16 protein-coding genes are annotated in these 15,083 nt (G+C 70.1%); 6 read left to right on the top strand and 10 right to left on the bottom strand.

From position 1 onward, the window contains the following. Positions 1–40 precede the first annotated feature (40 nt). The 6 genes from ACE3UA_RS15085 to ACE3UA_RS15060 form a co-directional block, all read right to left on the bottom strand. Complete coding sequence (locus ACE3UA_RS15085) at positions 41–412, bottom strand: diacylglycerol kinase (RefSeq protein WP_374646537.1); 372 nt, start codon at positions 410–412, stop codon at positions 41–43. A 1-nt stretch (position 413) separates the two neighbouring features. Further along, positions 414–2,042, bottom strand: coding sequence for a phosphoethanolamine transferase (locus ACE3UA_RS15080; protein WP_374646535.1), 1,629 nt, complete (start codon positions 2,040–2,042; stop codon positions 414–416). A 117-nt stretch (positions 2,043–2,159) separates the two neighbouring features. After that, the gene (locus tag ACE3UA_RS15075; RefSeq protein WP_197642560.1) at positions 2,160–2,615 is read right to left on the bottom strand and encodes a universal stress protein; all 456 of its coding nucleotides are present in this window, start codon (positions 2,613–2,615) and stop codon (positions 2,160–2,162) included. Between the two features lie 51 nt (positions 2,616–2,666). Next, entirely contained in the window at positions 2,667–3,977 is a 1,311-nt protein-coding gene (locus ACE3UA_RS15070; protein WP_374646533.1) for an MATE family efflux transporter, read from the bottom strand. Further along, a complete protein-coding gene (locus tag ACE3UA_RS15065) occupies positions 3,974–4,468 on the bottom strand; it encodes a PaaI family thioesterase (RefSeq protein WP_374646531.1) in 495 nt (164 codons plus the stop codon). The genes ACE3UA_RS15070 and ACE3UA_RS15065 overlap by 4 nt, the downstream gene beginning before the upstream one ends. Beyond that, positions 4,465–4,896 (bottom strand): PaaI family thioesterase, encoded by a 432-nt coding sequence (locus ACE3UA_RS15060; protein ID WP_374646529.1) that lies wholly within the window; start codon positions 4,894–4,896, stop codon positions 4,465–4,467. The genes ACE3UA_RS15065 and ACE3UA_RS15060 overlap by 4 nt, the downstream gene beginning before the upstream one ends. A 101-nt stretch (positions 4,897–4,997) precedes the next feature. Between ACE3UA_RS15060 and ACE3UA_RS15055 the strand changes: the two genes are divergently transcribed. Beyond that, on the top strand, positions 4,998–5,381 hold the full coding sequence (locus ACE3UA_RS15055) for a MerR family DNA-binding transcriptional regulator (RefSeq protein ID WP_374646527.1): 384 nt from the start codon (positions 4,998–5,000) through the stop codon (positions 5,379–5,381). 49 nt (positions 5,382–5,430) lie between these two features. On the opposite strand, the gene argE is transcribed toward ACE3UA_RS15055, so the two are convergent. Next, positions 5,431–6,579 (bottom strand): acetylornithine deacetylase, encoded by a 1,149-nt coding sequence (argE, locus tag ACE3UA_RS15050; RefSeq protein WP_374646525.1) that lies wholly within the window; start codon positions 6,577–6,579, stop codon positions 5,431–5,433. A 118-nt stretch (positions 6,580–6,697) separates the two neighbouring features. Between argE and ACE3UA_RS15045 the strand changes: the two genes are divergently transcribed. Both ACE3UA_RS15045 and ACE3UA_RS15040 read left to right on the top strand, forming a co-directional pair. After that, complete coding sequence (locus tag ACE3UA_RS15045) at positions 6,698–7,372, top strand: hypothetical protein (RefSeq protein ID WP_374646523.1); 675 nt, start codon at positions 6,698–6,700, stop codon at positions 7,370–7,372. A 106-nt stretch (positions 7,373–7,478) separates the two neighbouring features. Next, a complete protein-coding gene (locus ACE3UA_RS15040) occupies positions 7,479–8,303 on the top strand; it encodes a hypothetical protein (protein ID WP_374646521.1) in 825 nt (274 codons plus the stop codon). 171 nt (positions 8,304–8,474) lie between these two features. On the opposite strand, the gene truA is transcribed toward ACE3UA_RS15040, so the two are convergent. Next, positions 8,475–9,248: a tRNA pseudouridine(38-40) synthase TruA gene (gene truA / locus ACE3UA_RS15035; RefSeq protein ID WP_374646519.1), complete on the bottom strand. Its 774-nt coding sequence runs from the start codon at positions 9,246–9,248 to the stop codon at positions 8,475–8,477. A 188-nt stretch (positions 9,249–9,436) separates the two neighbouring features. On the opposite strand from truA, the gene ACE3UA_RS15030 reads away from it, so the two are divergent. Then, positions 9,437–10,852, top strand: coding sequence for a YcjX family protein (locus ACE3UA_RS15030; protein WP_374646517.1), 1,416 nt, complete (start codon positions 9,437–9,439; stop codon positions 10,850–10,852). Continuing rightward, positions 10,849–11,847 (top strand): YcjF family protein, encoded by a 999-nt coding sequence (locus ACE3UA_RS15025; RefSeq protein ID WP_374646515.1) that lies wholly within the window; start codon positions 10,849–10,851, stop codon positions 11,845–11,847. The genes ACE3UA_RS15030 and ACE3UA_RS15025 overlap by 4 nt, the downstream gene beginning before the upstream one ends. A gap of 80 nt (positions 11,848–11,927) precedes the next feature. On the opposite strand, the gene pth is transcribed toward ACE3UA_RS15025, so the two are convergent. Together pth and ACE3UA_RS15015 are read right to left on the bottom strand one after the other, a co-directional pair. Beyond that, on the bottom strand, positions 11,928–12,602 hold the full coding sequence (gene pth, locus ACE3UA_RS15020; protein WP_374646513.1) for an aminoacyl-tRNA hydrolase: 675 nt from the start codon (positions 12,600–12,602) through the stop codon (positions 11,928–11,930). Between the two features lie 137 nt (positions 12,603–12,739). Continuing rightward, positions 12,740–14,317, bottom strand: a complete 1,578-nt coding sequence (locus ACE3UA_RS15015) for a lysine--tRNA ligase (protein WP_374646604.1) — start codon at positions 14,315–14,317, stop codon at positions 12,740–12,742. 102 nt (positions 14,318–14,419) lie between these two features. Between ACE3UA_RS15015 and ACE3UA_RS15010 the strand changes: the two genes are divergently transcribed. Further along, positions 14,420–14,839, top strand: coding sequence for a tellurite resistance TerB family protein (locus ACE3UA_RS15010; protein ID WP_374646511.1), 420 nt, complete (start codon positions 14,420–14,422; stop codon positions 14,837–14,839). Positions 14,840–15,083: the final 244 nt, after the last annotated feature.

Raw genomic sequence — 15,083 nt, 5'->3', positions numbered from 1 at the left:
ACCCCCGTTCGCGCATGGCAGGTCTGCGTGCGGCGCCTATCTACCAGATCAGGACGACCCCGGCATAGATCAGCACCAGCCCGATCGTGCAGGCCACCGCCAGCGAGCCGAGGTCCTTGGCCTCTTTCGCCCAGGCCGACCAGCCCGGAGAGAGATGATCCACCAGCACCTCGAGCGCGGTGTTCAGCGCCTCGACCGCGATCAGGAGCAGCCCCAGGCCGAGAAGCCCCAGCGTTTCGGGCAGGCTGGCGCCGAGGACGACGAAAAGCAGCAGCAGCGCCGCGATCAGCCCCGCCTCCTGCCGGAAGGCGCTTTCCCGGGCCAGCCGCGCCAGCCCCGCCGCCGAATAGCCGGCCGCCGCGATGAAATGCGCCAGGCCGCTCTTGCGCGGAGGTTTCTCCTGCACCGACATCTCAGCCCGCGCCCTTGCGGCAATGGCCCGCGAGGTCCAGCCCCGCGTCCCGCGCCGTGGTCGCGACGTCCAGAAGGCCCAGCACGGTCGAGAACATGTTGTCGTGGCTCACCGCTTCCCCCGTCGCCGCCGCCATGCATCCGGCATCCAGCGCCAGACTGGCACGGAAGCGTTGCGACATCCAGAGCACCATCGGCACCCGCGTCTGGAAGTCCGGCGCCATGAACTCGGGCGCGCCATGCAGGTAGAGCCCGCCCTCGCCCAGGCTCTCGCCATGGTCCGAGACATAATACATCGCCGGGATCACCCGCCCCTGCCCGTCCAGAAGGTCGATCACCTGCGCCAGGAAATGGTCGGTATAGGCGATCGTGTTGTCATAGGCGTTCACGATCTCCTCGGCCGAACACTCGGTCAGTTCGGGCGTCTGGCAGGCCGGGGCAAAGACCTCGCGGTCGGCCGGATAGCGCAGCCAGTAGCTTGGTCCGTGGCTGCCGATCTGGTGCAGCACGATGACGGTGTTGCGGGTGATCGTCCCGGCCTTCTTCTGCAGGTCTTCCAGGAAGACCGCGTCGATGCATTCGGGCTGGCAGAACTCGGCCCCGTCCGCCGCCGTCATCGTCCGCGAGGCGACACGGTCGGCGATGTTCTTGTGGCCGGTGTTGTTGTCCCACCATTCGACGTCGAACCCGGCATGGGCCAGCACGTCCAGCAGGTTCTCGTGCGAGAGACCCCCTTCATAGGAATAGTCGGCCTTGGTCAGGGGCGAGAACATGCAGGGCAGCGAGGTCGCGGTCGCGGTGCCGCAGCTGGTGACGTCGGAGTAGTAGAGGATGTCGCGCGCCGCCAGTTCGGGGTTCGTCTCGCGTCCGTAGCCCCCCAGCGACCAGTTCTGCGCCCGCGCCGTCTCGCCCGCCACGATGACCATGAGGACCGGCTTGGACGCCTCGCCCAGGTAGGGGCCCGGAGCGGCGTCAAGCCCGGTGGGCTGCACCACGATCTGCGTCGATTTCAGCATCATCCTGGCATAGCGCAGCGCGCCCGTCATCGGTGCCAGCGGCTGGACCGCGCCCATCAGTTCCTTGTCGGCGCGCAGGACGGTGGAATAGGCCTTGAGGTTGGTGAACAGAAGCCCCACCACCAGCGCCGCCGCCCCGACGGTGACCAGGGACCAGCTGCCCAGCGCCCGCCAGCGCGTCTGCCGCCGGACCCCGACCCAAAGGACCAGGAGCGAGGGCAGGACGCCGAACAGGCCGACATGGGTCAGGAAGGCCAGGGTGACCAGATGCCGCGATTCGGCGAAGGTCGTCGTCATCGCGTTCTGGATCATCTCGCGGTCGATCACGACGCCCATCACATCGGCATACCACGAGCTGACCGCGCCGATCAGCAGCAGCGTCACCAGCACCGGCTTTTGCATCCAGCGCGCCGCCAGCGACTGCACCACCAGCAGCAAAAGCGCCCAGACCGCCCCGGCAAAGACCAGGGCCGTCAGGGTGCGGCCCTCGAAGATGCGGAACAGGTGACCCCAGAAGGTCGCGTTGCACAGCGCCAGAAGATAGGTGGTGACCAGCAGGTTGAGACCGAGGGCGGAGAGCGTCGGGCGGCGCTCGGTCAGCAGCGGAAGGGGCATCGGGTTGTCCTGGGGAAGGCCGGGCCAGGCTGCGGCCCTGGCGCCCATCTAGCGGATGGTCTGGCGGGTTGCTGTAAGCATGCGCTTATTTGCCTGTCCTTCAGCCCTCGCGCGCGGTCATGTGATGCTTTCCAGCCGTTCCTTCGACATGTCGCCGGGCACGATGGTGATCGGAATCGGCAGGTTGCCCGAGTTGCGGCTGAGCGCCGTGACCAGCGGCCCCGGCCCGGCCTTCTCGGTTCCGGCCCCCAGCACCAGCACGCTGATCTGGGGATCGTCCTTCACCTGGGCCAGGATCTCGACCACCGGGTCGCCCTCGCGGATCACCAGTTCCGGGTTGACCCCCTGCTTGTCCCGCATCCACTTGGCGAACACCTCGAAATGCGCCTCGATCCGGTCGCGCGCCTCGGCCCGCATCAGGTCGGCCACGCCCACCCAGGTCTGGAATTCGTCGGGCGGGACGATCGAAAGGATCGTCACCCCGCCCCCGGTATGCGAGGCCCGGAGCGCGGCATAGCGCATGGCGTTCAGGCATTCGCGGCTGTCGTCCAGGACGACCAGGAATTTCCGCATCATTTCCCCCTTGGCCGGATCATGCCCTTTCCCGGCGGGGAAAGGCAAGCCTCAGCCGCTGGCCGCCAGCGCCGGGACCTTGGGATAGAGCCGCCACAGGGTCAGCGTCCGCGTCCCGTTCAGCACCATCAGCGCCGCCCAGAGCCCGTGATTGCCCGCCAGCGGCACCAGCACGGCCAGCGCCAGCGCATAGACCGCGACCGAGGCCAGCATCGCCCGCAGCATCTCGCCGGTCAGCATCGCGCCGATGAAGATGCCGTCATAGATCCAGGCGGCAATGCCGATCAGCGGCGCGGCGACCAGCCAGGGCAGATAGGCCCGCGCCTCCTGCCGCACCACGTCCGAGGTGGTCAGAAGGTCGATGATCGCAGGCCCGGTCAGGGCAAAGACCAGCGCCAGCCCGATGGCCCCGCCGATCCCCCATTGCATGCAGATCCGCGCCGCCGCCCGCGTCTGGCCGACCGAGCGCGCGCCGACCGCCTGGCCGATCAGCGCCTCGGCCGCGAAGGCGAAGCCGTCCAGCGCATAGGCCGTGACCTCGAGGAACTGCATCAGCACCTGGTTCGCCGCCAGCGTCACGTCGCCGAAGCGCGCGCCCAGGAAGACGAAGCTGGTGAAGGACAGTTGCAGGACGATCGTGCGGCCCATGATGTCGCGGCTGGCGGTGAACATCCGGCGCAGCGCCAGCCGGTCGCCCAGAAGCGCCATGCCCGCGCGGAACCCCGGCCCGAAGGCCTCGCGCGCCAGCCACAGCGCCAGCGCCAGCCCGGTCCATTCCGCGATCAGCGTGGCCGAGGCCACCCCCGGCACGCCCCAGCCGAGGCCCAGCACGAACCACAGGTCCAGCCCGACGTTCGCCCCGTTCTGCCAGACCTGCAGCGCCAGGACGCCGCGCGTGCGGCCCAGCCCGATCAGCCAGCCGGTGATCGCGTAAAGCGCGATGGTCGCGGGCGCGCCCCAGATGCGGATCGCCAGATACTGCCCTGCCAGACGCTCGACCGTCGCGCTGGCCGGGGCCACCGCGAAGGCCGCCGCGAACAGCAGCGCCTGCACCGCCACCAGCGCAAGCCCCGCCGCCGCGCCCACGACCAGCGCCCGCAGCAGCACCGCCGACCGCTCGGCATGATCGCCCGCGCCATGCGCCTGCGCCGCCAGGCCCGAGGTCGACATCCTGAGAAAACCGAAGGCCCAGTAGAGCGTCGCCAGGATCACCGCCCCGATCCCGACCGCCCCCAGCGCGGCCGGATCGCCCAGCTGGCCGATGACCGCCGTGTCCACCGCGCCCAGAAGCGGCACCGTCGCATTCGACAGGACGATGGGCCCCGCGATCCGCAGCACCCGGCCGTGGGTGATGTCGCTCACTTCGGCGACTCGGCCGGCGGCATCAGGAAATGCCCCGTCGCCTGGGCGAAGAGCCGCGCGCGGTTGTCCTGCCAGGCCTCGACATGCACGCTGGCGTAGCGGCGGCCCGAGCGGTTGACCCGCGCCCGCGCATAGGCGTCGCGCGGCAGGCCGGGGCGCAGGTAATCCACGGTGAAATCGATGGTCTTGGGCAGGCGCAGCGGCCCCTCCGGCAGCGCGCCCTGCGCCTCGACCCCGTCCCAGAGGGTGGACCACGACAGCTCGATCATCGCCGCGATCTCCAGGAAGCCGGCGGTCGCCCCGCCATGCAGCGCGGGCAGGATCGGATTGCCGATCAGCTCCTCCTTGTAGGGCAGCACCGCCGTCAGCTCGTCGCCGCGCCGGTCGAACCGGATGCCGAGGAAGGCGATGTAGGGCACCGCATCGACCAGCGTGCGGAGGAGCCCCTCGCGCCGCTGCTTCACGACATGGACCGGCTCCGGCCGTTTCATTGCGCGCCCCGCTCGATGGTGAAGGCCCCGGTCGCCATCGCCACCGGCCGGTCCGCGTCGTCATCCGTCGCCACCGCGCGGACGAAGGCCACGCTGCGGGTGACATGGTGGCATTCCGCCCGCGCCCGGATCGTCTGGCCCGGCGTCGCGGGGCGCATGTAGTCGATGCGCAGGTCCAGCGTCGCGGTCGAGAATCCCGCCTGCGGATGGCACAGCACCGCCGCGCCCGAGGCCGTGTCCATCAGCGCCGAGACGGCGCCGCCATGGATCACCCCGGTCTGCGGATCGCCCACCAGCTTTGGGTCGTAGGGCATGGCCAGAAGGGCCCAGCCCTCGCCCATCTCCTTCAGCCGCATGCCCAGCGTCCGGCTGTGCGGCAGCGCCTCGATGAACTGCCGGGCGATGGTCAGGGTGTCTCGATCTTGCATGGCGCGATCAAACCGCCAGCCCGCGGGGAACGCAAGCCCCAGCGTCACCGTTGCGCGGCGCGACCGCTTGCGCCTAGGCTGCAGGACGAAAGGAGGCGCAGATGAGCGAGACCCGCCTCAGCTTCAAGGAAATGTGCAGCCGGTTCGACGTGACGCCCCGGACCCTGCGCTATTACGAGTATATCGAGCTTCTGGCCCCCGAGAAGGAAGGCCGCGCCCGCTTCTACGGCCCGCGCGAGGTGGCGCGGATGAAGCTGATCCTGCGCGGCCGCCGCTTCGGCTTCAGCCTCGAGGAGATCCGCCAGTGGCTGCTGATCTATGGCAAGAAGGGCGAAAGGCCGCAGCTCCAGGCCTGGCTCGCCCTTGCCGACCGCCAGTTGCAGGCGCTTGAACGCCAGCGCGAGGAACTGGACAGCACCCTGGCGGACCTGCGCGCCCTGAGGGAAACGGCGGTCGCCGAACTGGACCGCCTGCCCGACGCCTGACACCGGGGCGCGGAGCAGCCGAACACTCCGCGCGAGAGGCTTCGCGCCCTCAGATCCCCGTCTCCAGCCGGTCGACCAGCCGGCCCAGCATCCCCCGGCACAGCTCCAGCTGCTCGACCGAGACGAATTCGTCCGGCTTGTGGCCCTGCGCCATCGAGCCCGGCCCGCAGATCACCGTAGGCACCCCCAGCCGCTGGTCGAAAAGCCCGCCCTCGGTGCCGAAGGCCACCTTGATCGTGCCGTTCGCCCCGGTCAGACCCTTGACGAAATTCACCACCCCGGCATCCGAGGGCGTGCCCAGCCCCGGATAGTCCCACAGCCGCTCCACCCGGATCGCGGCCTCGGGGAACTCGGCGCGCAGGGGCGCGACGATCGCCTCGGCCTCGGCCTCCAGCCGGGCGATCAGGGCGGCCACATCCTCGCCCGCCAGCGCGCGGATCTCGAAATCCAGCACGGCATGGTTCGGCACGATGTTCACCTGCACGCCCCCCGACATCTTGCCGACATGCAGCGTGCTGTAGGGCACGTCGTAATCGCCGTCCGTCAGCCCCGTGGCCGCGACCTCGGCCTGCAGCCGCCGCACCGCGCCCAGGAAATCCGCCGCCAGATGCAGCGCGTTCAGCGCCAGCGGCGCCAGCGCCGAATGTCCCTCGCGCCCGGTGCAGCTGGCCCGCAGCGCGACCTTGCCCTTGTGCCCGGTGGCAACCTGCATCCCGGTCGGCTCTCCGACGATGCAGAACCGGGGCCGGACCGGGGCCGCGGCCAGCAGGTCGATCAGGCTGCGCACCCCCATGCAGCCCACTTCCTCGTCATAAGACAGCGCCAGGTGCAAGGGCACCCGCAGCGGCCGGCGCGCGGCCTGCAGCATCGCCTCGACCGCGCAGGCGACGAAACCCTTCATGTCGGTCGTGCCGCGCCCGTAAAGCCGCCCCGACTCCTCGGTCAGCGCGAAGGGCGGCTTCGTCCAGGCCTGGCCCTCGACCGGCACCACGTCGGTATGGCCCGAGAGCATCACGCCCCCCATCCCCTCCGGTCCCGTGGTGGCATAGAGGTTCGCCTTGCCGCCCTCCGCGTCCGGCACCAGCGTCACCGCGATCCCCGCGCCTTCCAGCAGGCCCTTCACATAGTCCATCAGCGCGATGTTCGGCTTCGAGCTTACCGTGTCGAAACCCACCAGCCGGTCGAGTATCCCGCGCATTGCTTCCTCCCCTTTTGCCACCTGCTAGCGTGAAACGCGCGGCGCGGAAAGGTCGCGCGGGCTTGCCGCTGCCGCCCCTCTTTGCCACAACGGATCCCACCCCCGAACCGGACCGCCCATGACCCTGCGCCTGCTGCCGATCCTTGCCCTTGCCGCCCTGCCCGCCCTGGCCGAGGCGCCGAACCTCTCCCGCCCCGCCAGTGGCGCGCCGGGCAGCGCCGCCCGGCTGGTGCTGGCCCAGCGCGCGCAGCAGGCGGCGCTGGAGCGGGGCGAGGTCATGGCGCTGCTGGCGGCGATCCGGCTGGCGCGCGGGATCAGCCAGCGCCCCGCCGTCGGCTGGACCCGCGAGACCGAGGGCAAGGCCCGGCTGGACGCGCCCCCCGGCAACCCCGCCGCGCCCGATCCGGGCGGCGAGGCGGCGATGGCCATGGCGCGCAACCTCGCGGGCGAGGATCCGGACCTGCAGGACCTGGTCTATGCCCTGGACGCCCAGTTGCCGCATGGCGCCCTGCCCACCGCGCTTGTCGCCACGGCCGAGCTTGCCCCCGGCCAGACCGACCGCTGGACCCTGCCCCTCTTCGGCGAGGTCGCGGCCGAGATCGGCCTGATCGGCGACGGCGACGGCCCCCTGACCCTTGCCCTGACCGACGAGACCGGCGCCATCCTCTGCGCCCGCCCGGCCAGCGTGCAGCCGGTGCTTTGCAGCCTGACGCCGGCCCGCAACGGCTTTTTCACCGTCACCATCGGCAATCCGGGCGCGAGCGTGAACAGCTACCGGCTGATCGGCAACTGAGTGACGGCATTTGTCACGCGGTGCCACCTTCTCAAACGCGTGACTCCCTGCAAGGATGCGGTCAGTCCGGCCGGATGCGGGCCGGTTTTTTCAAGAAGGTAACGAGATGACGCAGAAACGCCTTTCCCTCGCGCTTGCCACCACCGCCATGCTGGCCGCGCTCTCGCTTCCGCTTCTGGCCGAGGACAAGTCCGGCGCGAACGTCGGCCCCTCGGCCGAGGGCACGGCGCCGGGCGGCGCCACGACCATGGGCCTTGCGCAGGAACTCTATGCCACCGGCGTCGCCCAGGGCGATGCGATCACCGTGCTCGCCGCCGCGAAGCTGGCCGCCTCGGTCGAGGCGACCACGGCCGAGCCCGCCGCCCTCGACCCCGCCAAGGTCGCCTTCGCCGAGGGCGGACAGGAAAGCTTCCGCAAGAAGGCCGCCCCCGCCGCCCCGGCAGCCCCGGCCCCGATGATGAACGACGGCAGCCCGCGCGCGGCCGGCAAGGCCACCTTCTTCACCGCCACCTCCGAGGACGAGGGCGCGGCCGATGCCCCGGTCACCGCCGATGCGATGTTCGCCAAGGCCAAGGAACTCGCCGCCGGGGACGAGGCACTTCTCGGGCTGATCGACGACGCCATGGCCGAAGGCTCGCGCGGGCGGATCGGCGGGGCGGTGCAGTGGCTCTCGCGGCTGCCGGCCGGCCAGACCGATGTCTGGGAGGTGCCGTTCTACGGCAATTCCTACGCCGAGGTCGCCATCGTGGGCGACGGCGACGCCGACCTGGACGTGGCGGTCACCGACGGGAACGGCAATGTCATCTGCTATGACGTCAGCTGGTCCGATAAGCTCTACTGCGACTTCACCCCGGCCTGGGACGGCTATTTCTACGTCACCGTGCAGAACATGGGCGGGGTGCGGAACAGCTATTACCTGATGACCAACTGACCCCGGCAGCGGCGGATTTCACGGCCCGGGGCGCGCGTCCCGGGCCTTTTGCGCCGCGCCGCACCGTCCCATCCTCTGTTTCAAAGCGCCTGCCACAGCCGGGCTTGCGCGCGCGGGCTGTCCGCGGTCAGGCAGAGGTCGGCGTCCGGCCCGAACCCGGCGCCGGTCGGCTCAGCGCGCGAAGGGATCGGCCGGATAGGCCACGCCCACCAGATACAGCCCCTGCGGCGGCGCCACCGGCCCGCAGGCCGCCCGGTCCCGCGCCGCCAGCGCCGCGCGCACGTCTCCCACCTCCCAGGACCCCGCGCCCACCCGCTCCAGCGTGCCCACGATCGAGCGGACCTGGTTGTGCAGGAAGGACCGCGCCGCAAGGTCGAAGCGGTATTCGATGCCGCCGGGATAGGCGAGTTCCGAAATCTCGATCCGGTCCAGCGTCTTCACTGGGCTTTTCGACTGGCAGAGGGTCGAGCGGAAGGTGGTGAAGTCGTGATGCCCGACCAGTTCCGCCGCGCCGGCCCGCATCGCCGCCAGATCCAGCCGGTTCAGCACCTGCCAGACCAGCCCCCGGTCATGCGTGACCGGGGCGCGCCGCGCGACCAGCCGGAAGGCATATCGCCGCCCCAGCGCGGAAAAGCGGGCGTGGAATTCCGCCTCCACCGGGGCGCAGGCGGTGATCGCCACCGGATCGGGCCGCAGATGCGCGTTCAGCGCCTCGGACAGCCGGAACGGATCCCAGTCCCGCGCCAGATCGACATGCGCCACCTGCGCCGTGGCATGGACCCCCGCATCGGTCCGCCCCGCCGCGGCGATGGTATGGGGGCCGGGCTCCAGCCTGCCCAAAGCCCGCTCGACAGAAGCCTGCACCGAGGGCAGGCCGCCGGCCTGACGCTGCCAGCCCGCGAAGGGGCCGCCGTGATATTCGATCTGAAGCGCATAGCGGAGCATGGCCCCTCCCTATACCGGAAGCGGCGCCTTGTGAATGTGGCTGGCCGCCCGGTTGCCGGACGGCAGGCGCGCACACCCGCCCGCCCGGGCGGCGCCAGCGCAAGGCGGGTGGATCCCCCATCCTGCCACCCCTACCATTCCCCCGCGCCGCCGCCTATCTTTTCCCCGAGAACCAGCGGGAGCGGGCCTTGGCATTTTCGGGACTGACCGACGGCATCGCCCGCAGGATCGAGGGCGCGGGCTCCACCCTGTCCGGGACCTTCCTTGACACCACCCTCCGCCTCGGCGTCACCGGCCTCTCCCGCGCGGGCAAGACCGTCTTCATCACTGCCCTCGTCGCGAACCTCCTCAACCGGGGCCGGATGCCGCAACTCAAGGCCCAGGCCCAGGGCCGAATCCAGGCGGTCCACCTGCAACCCCAGCCCGATCTCACCCTGCCCCGCTTCGACTACGAGACCCACCTCGCCGCCCTCACCGGCGACAACCCGCGCTGGCCCGCCTCTACCCGCGCGATCTCAGAGCTTCGCCTCTCCTTCCGCGTCCAGCCCGCCGGCCTCCTCGCCTCCTGGCGCGGCCCCCGCACCCTGCATCTCGACATCGTCGACTATCCCGGCGAATGGCTCCTCGACCTCGCCCTGCTTGAACAAAGCTACGAGGACTGGTCCGAATCCACCCTTGCCCGGCTGGAAAGACGCCCCGAGGCCGCCGCCTTCCTCGCCCTCGCCCGGGCCGAGGACGGGGCGCTTGCCCTGGACGAGACCCGCGCCCGCGCGGCGGCCGAGGCCTTCACCGCCTGCCTTGCCGCCGCCCGCGACGCCGGCCAGAGCGACCTCACCCCCGGCCGGTTCCTGCTGCCCGGCGACCTCGCCGGCTCTCCGGTCCTGACCTTCGCCCCGCTGCCGAAACCCGCCCTCACCCCGCGCGCAAGCCTCTGGCGCGAGATGGAGCGGCGCTACGACGCCTACAGGTCGAAGGTCGTCCGCCCCTTCTTCCGTGACCATTTCGCCAAGGTCGACCGCCAGATCGTCCTCGTCGATGTCCTCGGCGCGATCCACCAGGGCCCCCGCGCGGTCGAGGACCTGCGCCGCAGCATGGCCGGCGTCCTCTCCGCCTTCCGCCCCGGCCGGAACTCCTGGCTCGCCGCCCTCCTCGGTGCCCGCCGGGTCGAGCGTATCCTCTTCGCCGCCACCAAGGCCGACCATCTGCACCACGAACAGCATCCCGCCCTGACCGCGATCACCGCGGCCCTTCTGGCCGAAGCGAAGTCGCGCGCCGATTTCTCCGGCGCCCGGACCGAGGCGATGTCGCTCGCCTCGCTGCGCACCACGGTCGAGGAGACGGTCACCCGCGACGGCGCCACCGTCCCCGCCGTGCGCGGCACGCTTCTGGCCACCGGCAAGCCCGCGCTGATGTATCCCGGCGCGCTGCCTGCCGACCCCGCCCGCCTCCTCTCCCCCGCGCGCGAGGGGGCCGAGGCCTGGCTGGACGCCGACTATCACCTCATGTCCTTCGCCCCCGCCCGGATCAGCCTGAAACCCGGCGAGGGTCCGCCGCATATCCGCCTGGACCGGGCGGTGGAATTCCTGATCGGAGACCAGCTGTGAGCCGCCCGCCAAAGCCCTTCCTGCAGGAGCTGGACGAGGCCGCCGATCCTTCCTCCGCCCCGCCGGTGCCCGACGTCGCGCCCGAGGGCCAGGCCATGCAGGCGGTGGCGCGGCTCTCGCAAGGCCGCGGCTCGCCCGCCCTGCGCTTCGCCCTCTGGGCCTTCGGCGCGCTTTTCACCTTCGTCCTCTCCGTCGCCGCCTGGGACTTCGTGACCGGCCTTCTGGCGCGCAACCGGGTGCTGGGCTGGACCGCGCTCCTCCTCGTGACGCTCGCCCTCCTCGCCGCCCTGGTGCTCGCGGCGAAGGAATGGGCCGCCTTCCTGCGGCTGAAACGGCTCGACCACCTGCGCAGCCAGGCCGAGGCCGCAGGCGCCGCCGCCGACGTGAAGGCCGCGCGCCGCGTGCTTTCCGCCCTGGGCGCGCTTTACGCCGCCCGCCCCGACACCGCCTGGGGCCGCGCCCGCCTCGCCGAGCGCGCGCCGGACCTGATGGACGCCGACGCCCTCCTCGCGCTGGCCGAACGCGAGCTTCTGGCCACCCTCGACGCCGAGGCCCGGCTGGTGATCGAGGCGGCCGCCCGCCAGGTCGCCACCGTCACCGCCCTGGTCCCCCTCGCGCTGGCCGATGTGGCGATGGCGCTTTTCGCCAACCTGCGGATGATCCGCCGCATCGCCGAGATCTACGGCGGCCGCTCCGGCAGCCTCGGCAGCCTGCGCCTCTTGCGCCGCGTCTTCGCCTCGCTCCTCGCCGCCGGGGCGCTGGCGCTGACCGACGACATGATCGGCTCGGTCGCGGGCGGCGGGGCGCTGTCGAAACTCTCGCGCCGCTTCGGCGAGGGGGTGGTGAACGGCGCGCTGACGGCGCGGGTCGGGGTGGCGGCGATGGAGCTGTGCCGGCCCCTGCCCTTCGCCGCGCTCGACCGGCCGGCGGTGTCTTCGCTGGTCCGCCGCGCCCTGACGGGACTGGTGCCGGGCAGGGAGGCGGCTCCTCGTTGACTTCGTCACTCCTCGCAGGCGGCGCGCCTTCCGACGAGAAGACGAAGTCGCACGAGGAGATGCGGCCCGCCGGACCAGGCTCAGCGGAACCTGTCCAGAAGTCTCTGCATCGGGCTGCGCGCATCCTCCACCGGGGCGGGCGCCGGCGCGGGCGCCTCCCCCTTCTCCGTCGTGGTCGAGGAGCGTGGCGGCGCCGTCCGCAGCGAGACCGCATTCATGAACTTCTGCCCGTCGCCCGCGGCCAGCGCCTCGGCCCCGTCCGAGATGCCGCGCAGAAGGTCCTCCAGCCAGCCCGCATCCGCCTTGGCGAAGTCATGCAGCACATAGGCCGCCACCGCATCCTTGTGCCCCGGATGCCCGATCCCCAGCCGCACCCGGCCGTAGGCCTCGCCCAGATGACCATGGATCGACCGCAGCCCGTTGTGCCCGGCGTGCCCGCCGCCCTGTTTCAGCCGCAGCTTGCCGGGGGCCAGGTCCAGCTCGTCATGGAACACCGTGACCTCGGACAGGGGCAGCTTCCAGAAGGCCACCGCCGCCTGCACCGACTGGCCCGACAGGTTCATGAAGGTCTCGGGCTTCAGAAGCGCGACCTTCTCGCCACCCAGCCGCCCCTCCGCGACCAGCCCCTGGAACGCCTTGCGCCAGGGCGTGAAGCCATGATCGGCGGCGATCCGGTCGACGGCCATGAAGCCGATGTTGTGCCGATTCCCGGCATATTTCGCCCCCGGATTGCCGAGGCCCACGAATAGCTTCACCCGATCGCCTCCGCCGTCACCCAGCTCCCGATATAGACCGGCGGCCCTGTCGCCTCAACCGCACCCACCCGCGCGAGCCCGAAATCCGAACGGATTTCGACCCGGTTTCCGTTCGGAAACCGGCGTCGCGCGGGATGTCAGGCCAGTTCGCCCGAAAGCGCCCGCTCGATCAGCGCCACGCTCTCCTCGACGCCATAAAGCGCGATGAATCCGCCGAAGCGCGGCCCGTCCGAGGCCCCCAGCAGCACCTCGTAAAGCGCCTTGAACCAGTCCCTCAGCGGCTCGAACCCGTGCGCCTTGCCCACGGCGAAGACCATCGACTGCAAGGCCTCGTCGTCCAGACCCCCGTCCCAGAGCCTCAGCCGCGCCACCAGATCCTCCATCGCCGCCCGCTCCTTCGCGTCGGGCAGCCGGAACACCCGCGTCGGCGCGATCCGGTCGGCGAAATAGCGCACCGCGAAGCCCGCCGCCGCGTCCAGGTCCGGGTTCTTCTCCGGGCTCGCCTCCGGGGCATAGCGCCGGATGAACTTCCACAGCGCCCCCGCATCCTTGGCGCCGGCCACCGAGGCCAGGTTCAACAGCATCCCGAAGCTGACCACCATCCGGCTCTCCGGCGGCTTGCCGTTGTGGATATGCCAGACGGGGTTGTTGACCTGACCCGCCACGTCCTGCTCGGCGAAGGCGCGCAGCTGCTGGTGATATTCGTCCACCGCCCGCGGGATCACGTCGAAATGCATCCGCTTCGCCGTCTTCGGCTTCTGGTACATGAAATAGGACAGGCTCTCGGTGGCGGCATAGGTCAGCCATTCGTCGATGGTCAGCCCGTTCCCCTTCGACTTCGAGATCTTCTGCCCCTGGTCATCCAGGAACAGCTCATAGGTGAAGTGGTTCGGCTTCCGCCCGCCCAGCACCTCGCAGATCCCGTCATAGATCGGCGTATTGGTGGAATGGTCCTTGCCGTACATCTCGAAGTCCACGTCCAGCGCCGCCCAGCGCGCGCCGAAATCCGGCTTCCACTGCAGCTTCACCTGGCCGCCGGTGACGGGCAGCGTCCACTCCCGCCCGGTCTCGTCGTCGAAGGTGATCGTGTGGTTCACCTTGTCGACATGCTTCACCGGCACATACAGCACCCGCCCCGTCTCGGGATGGATCGGCAGGAAGCAGGAATAGGTCTGCTGCCGCTCCTCGCGCAGGGACGCCAGCATGATCTCCATGATCTGCTCATAGCGTTCGGCGGCCAGCCGCAGCGTGTCGTCGAAGCGGCCCGACTTGTAGAACTCGGTCGCCGAGATGAACTCATACTCGAAGCCGAACGTGTCCAGGAACCGCCGCAGCATCGCGTTGTTGTGGTGGCCGAAGCTCTCGAACTCGCCATAGGGGTCCGGGACCGAGGTCAAGGGCTTTTGCATGTGCTGGCGCAGCATCTCCTGCTGCGGCACGTTCTCCGGCACCTTCCGCATCCCGTCCACGTCGTCGGAAAAGCAGATCAGCCGCGTCGGGATGTCACTGATGATCTCGAAGGCCCGCCGGATCATCGTCGTCCGCGCCACCTCGCCGAAGGTGCCGATATGCGGCAGGCCCGAGGGGCCGTAGCCCGTCTCGAACAGCACGTAACCCTTGGCCGGGTCCTTGCCGCCATAGCGTTTCAGCACCGCGCGGGCCTCTTCAAAGGGCCAGGCCTTCGAATTCATCGCCGCGTCGCGCAGGGAAGTCATGTCCATTCTCCCGAAACGCCGGGAAACCCCCGACCGCCCGTCCTCTATTGCCCCCCCCGCCCCGCGTCAATAATCTGCGGCCCGAGATCACAGGAGCCGCAGATGTCCGACACCTCCCCCATGTCCCCGCAGGATGCCCTCGTGGCCGTAATGGTGGCCTGCTCCGCCTCGGACCAGAACATGCGCACGGCCGAGCTGGTCGCGATCACCCGCATGGTCAACCACATGCCCGCCTTCGCCACCTACGACCCCGACCGCATCCGCCGCGTCAGCCGCATCGTCTTCGACCTGTTCGAGGAGGAAGACGGCCTCGACGCCCTCTTCGGCCTGATCCGCGAGGCCCTGCCCGAACACCTCTTCGAGACCGCCTATGCGCTGGCCTGCGACGTGGTCACCGCCGACGGCCGCCACTCCCAGGTCGAGCTTCGCATGCTGGAAGAGGTCCGCGAGGAGCTGAAGATCGACCGCCTGCACGCCGCGGCGATCGAGTGGGGCGCGAGGGTAAGGCATATGGGGGTGTGACCCCGTAGGTTGGGGCCTGACCGCCTGCGGCTTGATGCGCATTCATTGGGCACCAACGCCCATATCTAATATACGTATCACTTGCAAAATGCGCTGGAGTTGGTGCAACTTAGAAGTGAACTAGGGTCAGGACCCATTGATCTTCCACTTTCGGCGTGATTCAGGCTCCGCAAGGAGACTGACCTATGACCAACCTTTTTTGGCTGACGGACGTGCAGATGGCACGGCTGCAGCCCTTCTTTCC

The organism is Tabrizicola sp., from assembly GCF_041919135.1.
GTDB lineage: Bacteria > Pseudomonadota > Alphaproteobacteria > Rhodobacterales > Rhodobacteraceae > Tabrizicola.
The sequence above is the reverse complement of the archived record's forward strand: the minus strand, read 5'-3'. Positions and strand labels throughout refer to the sequence as shown.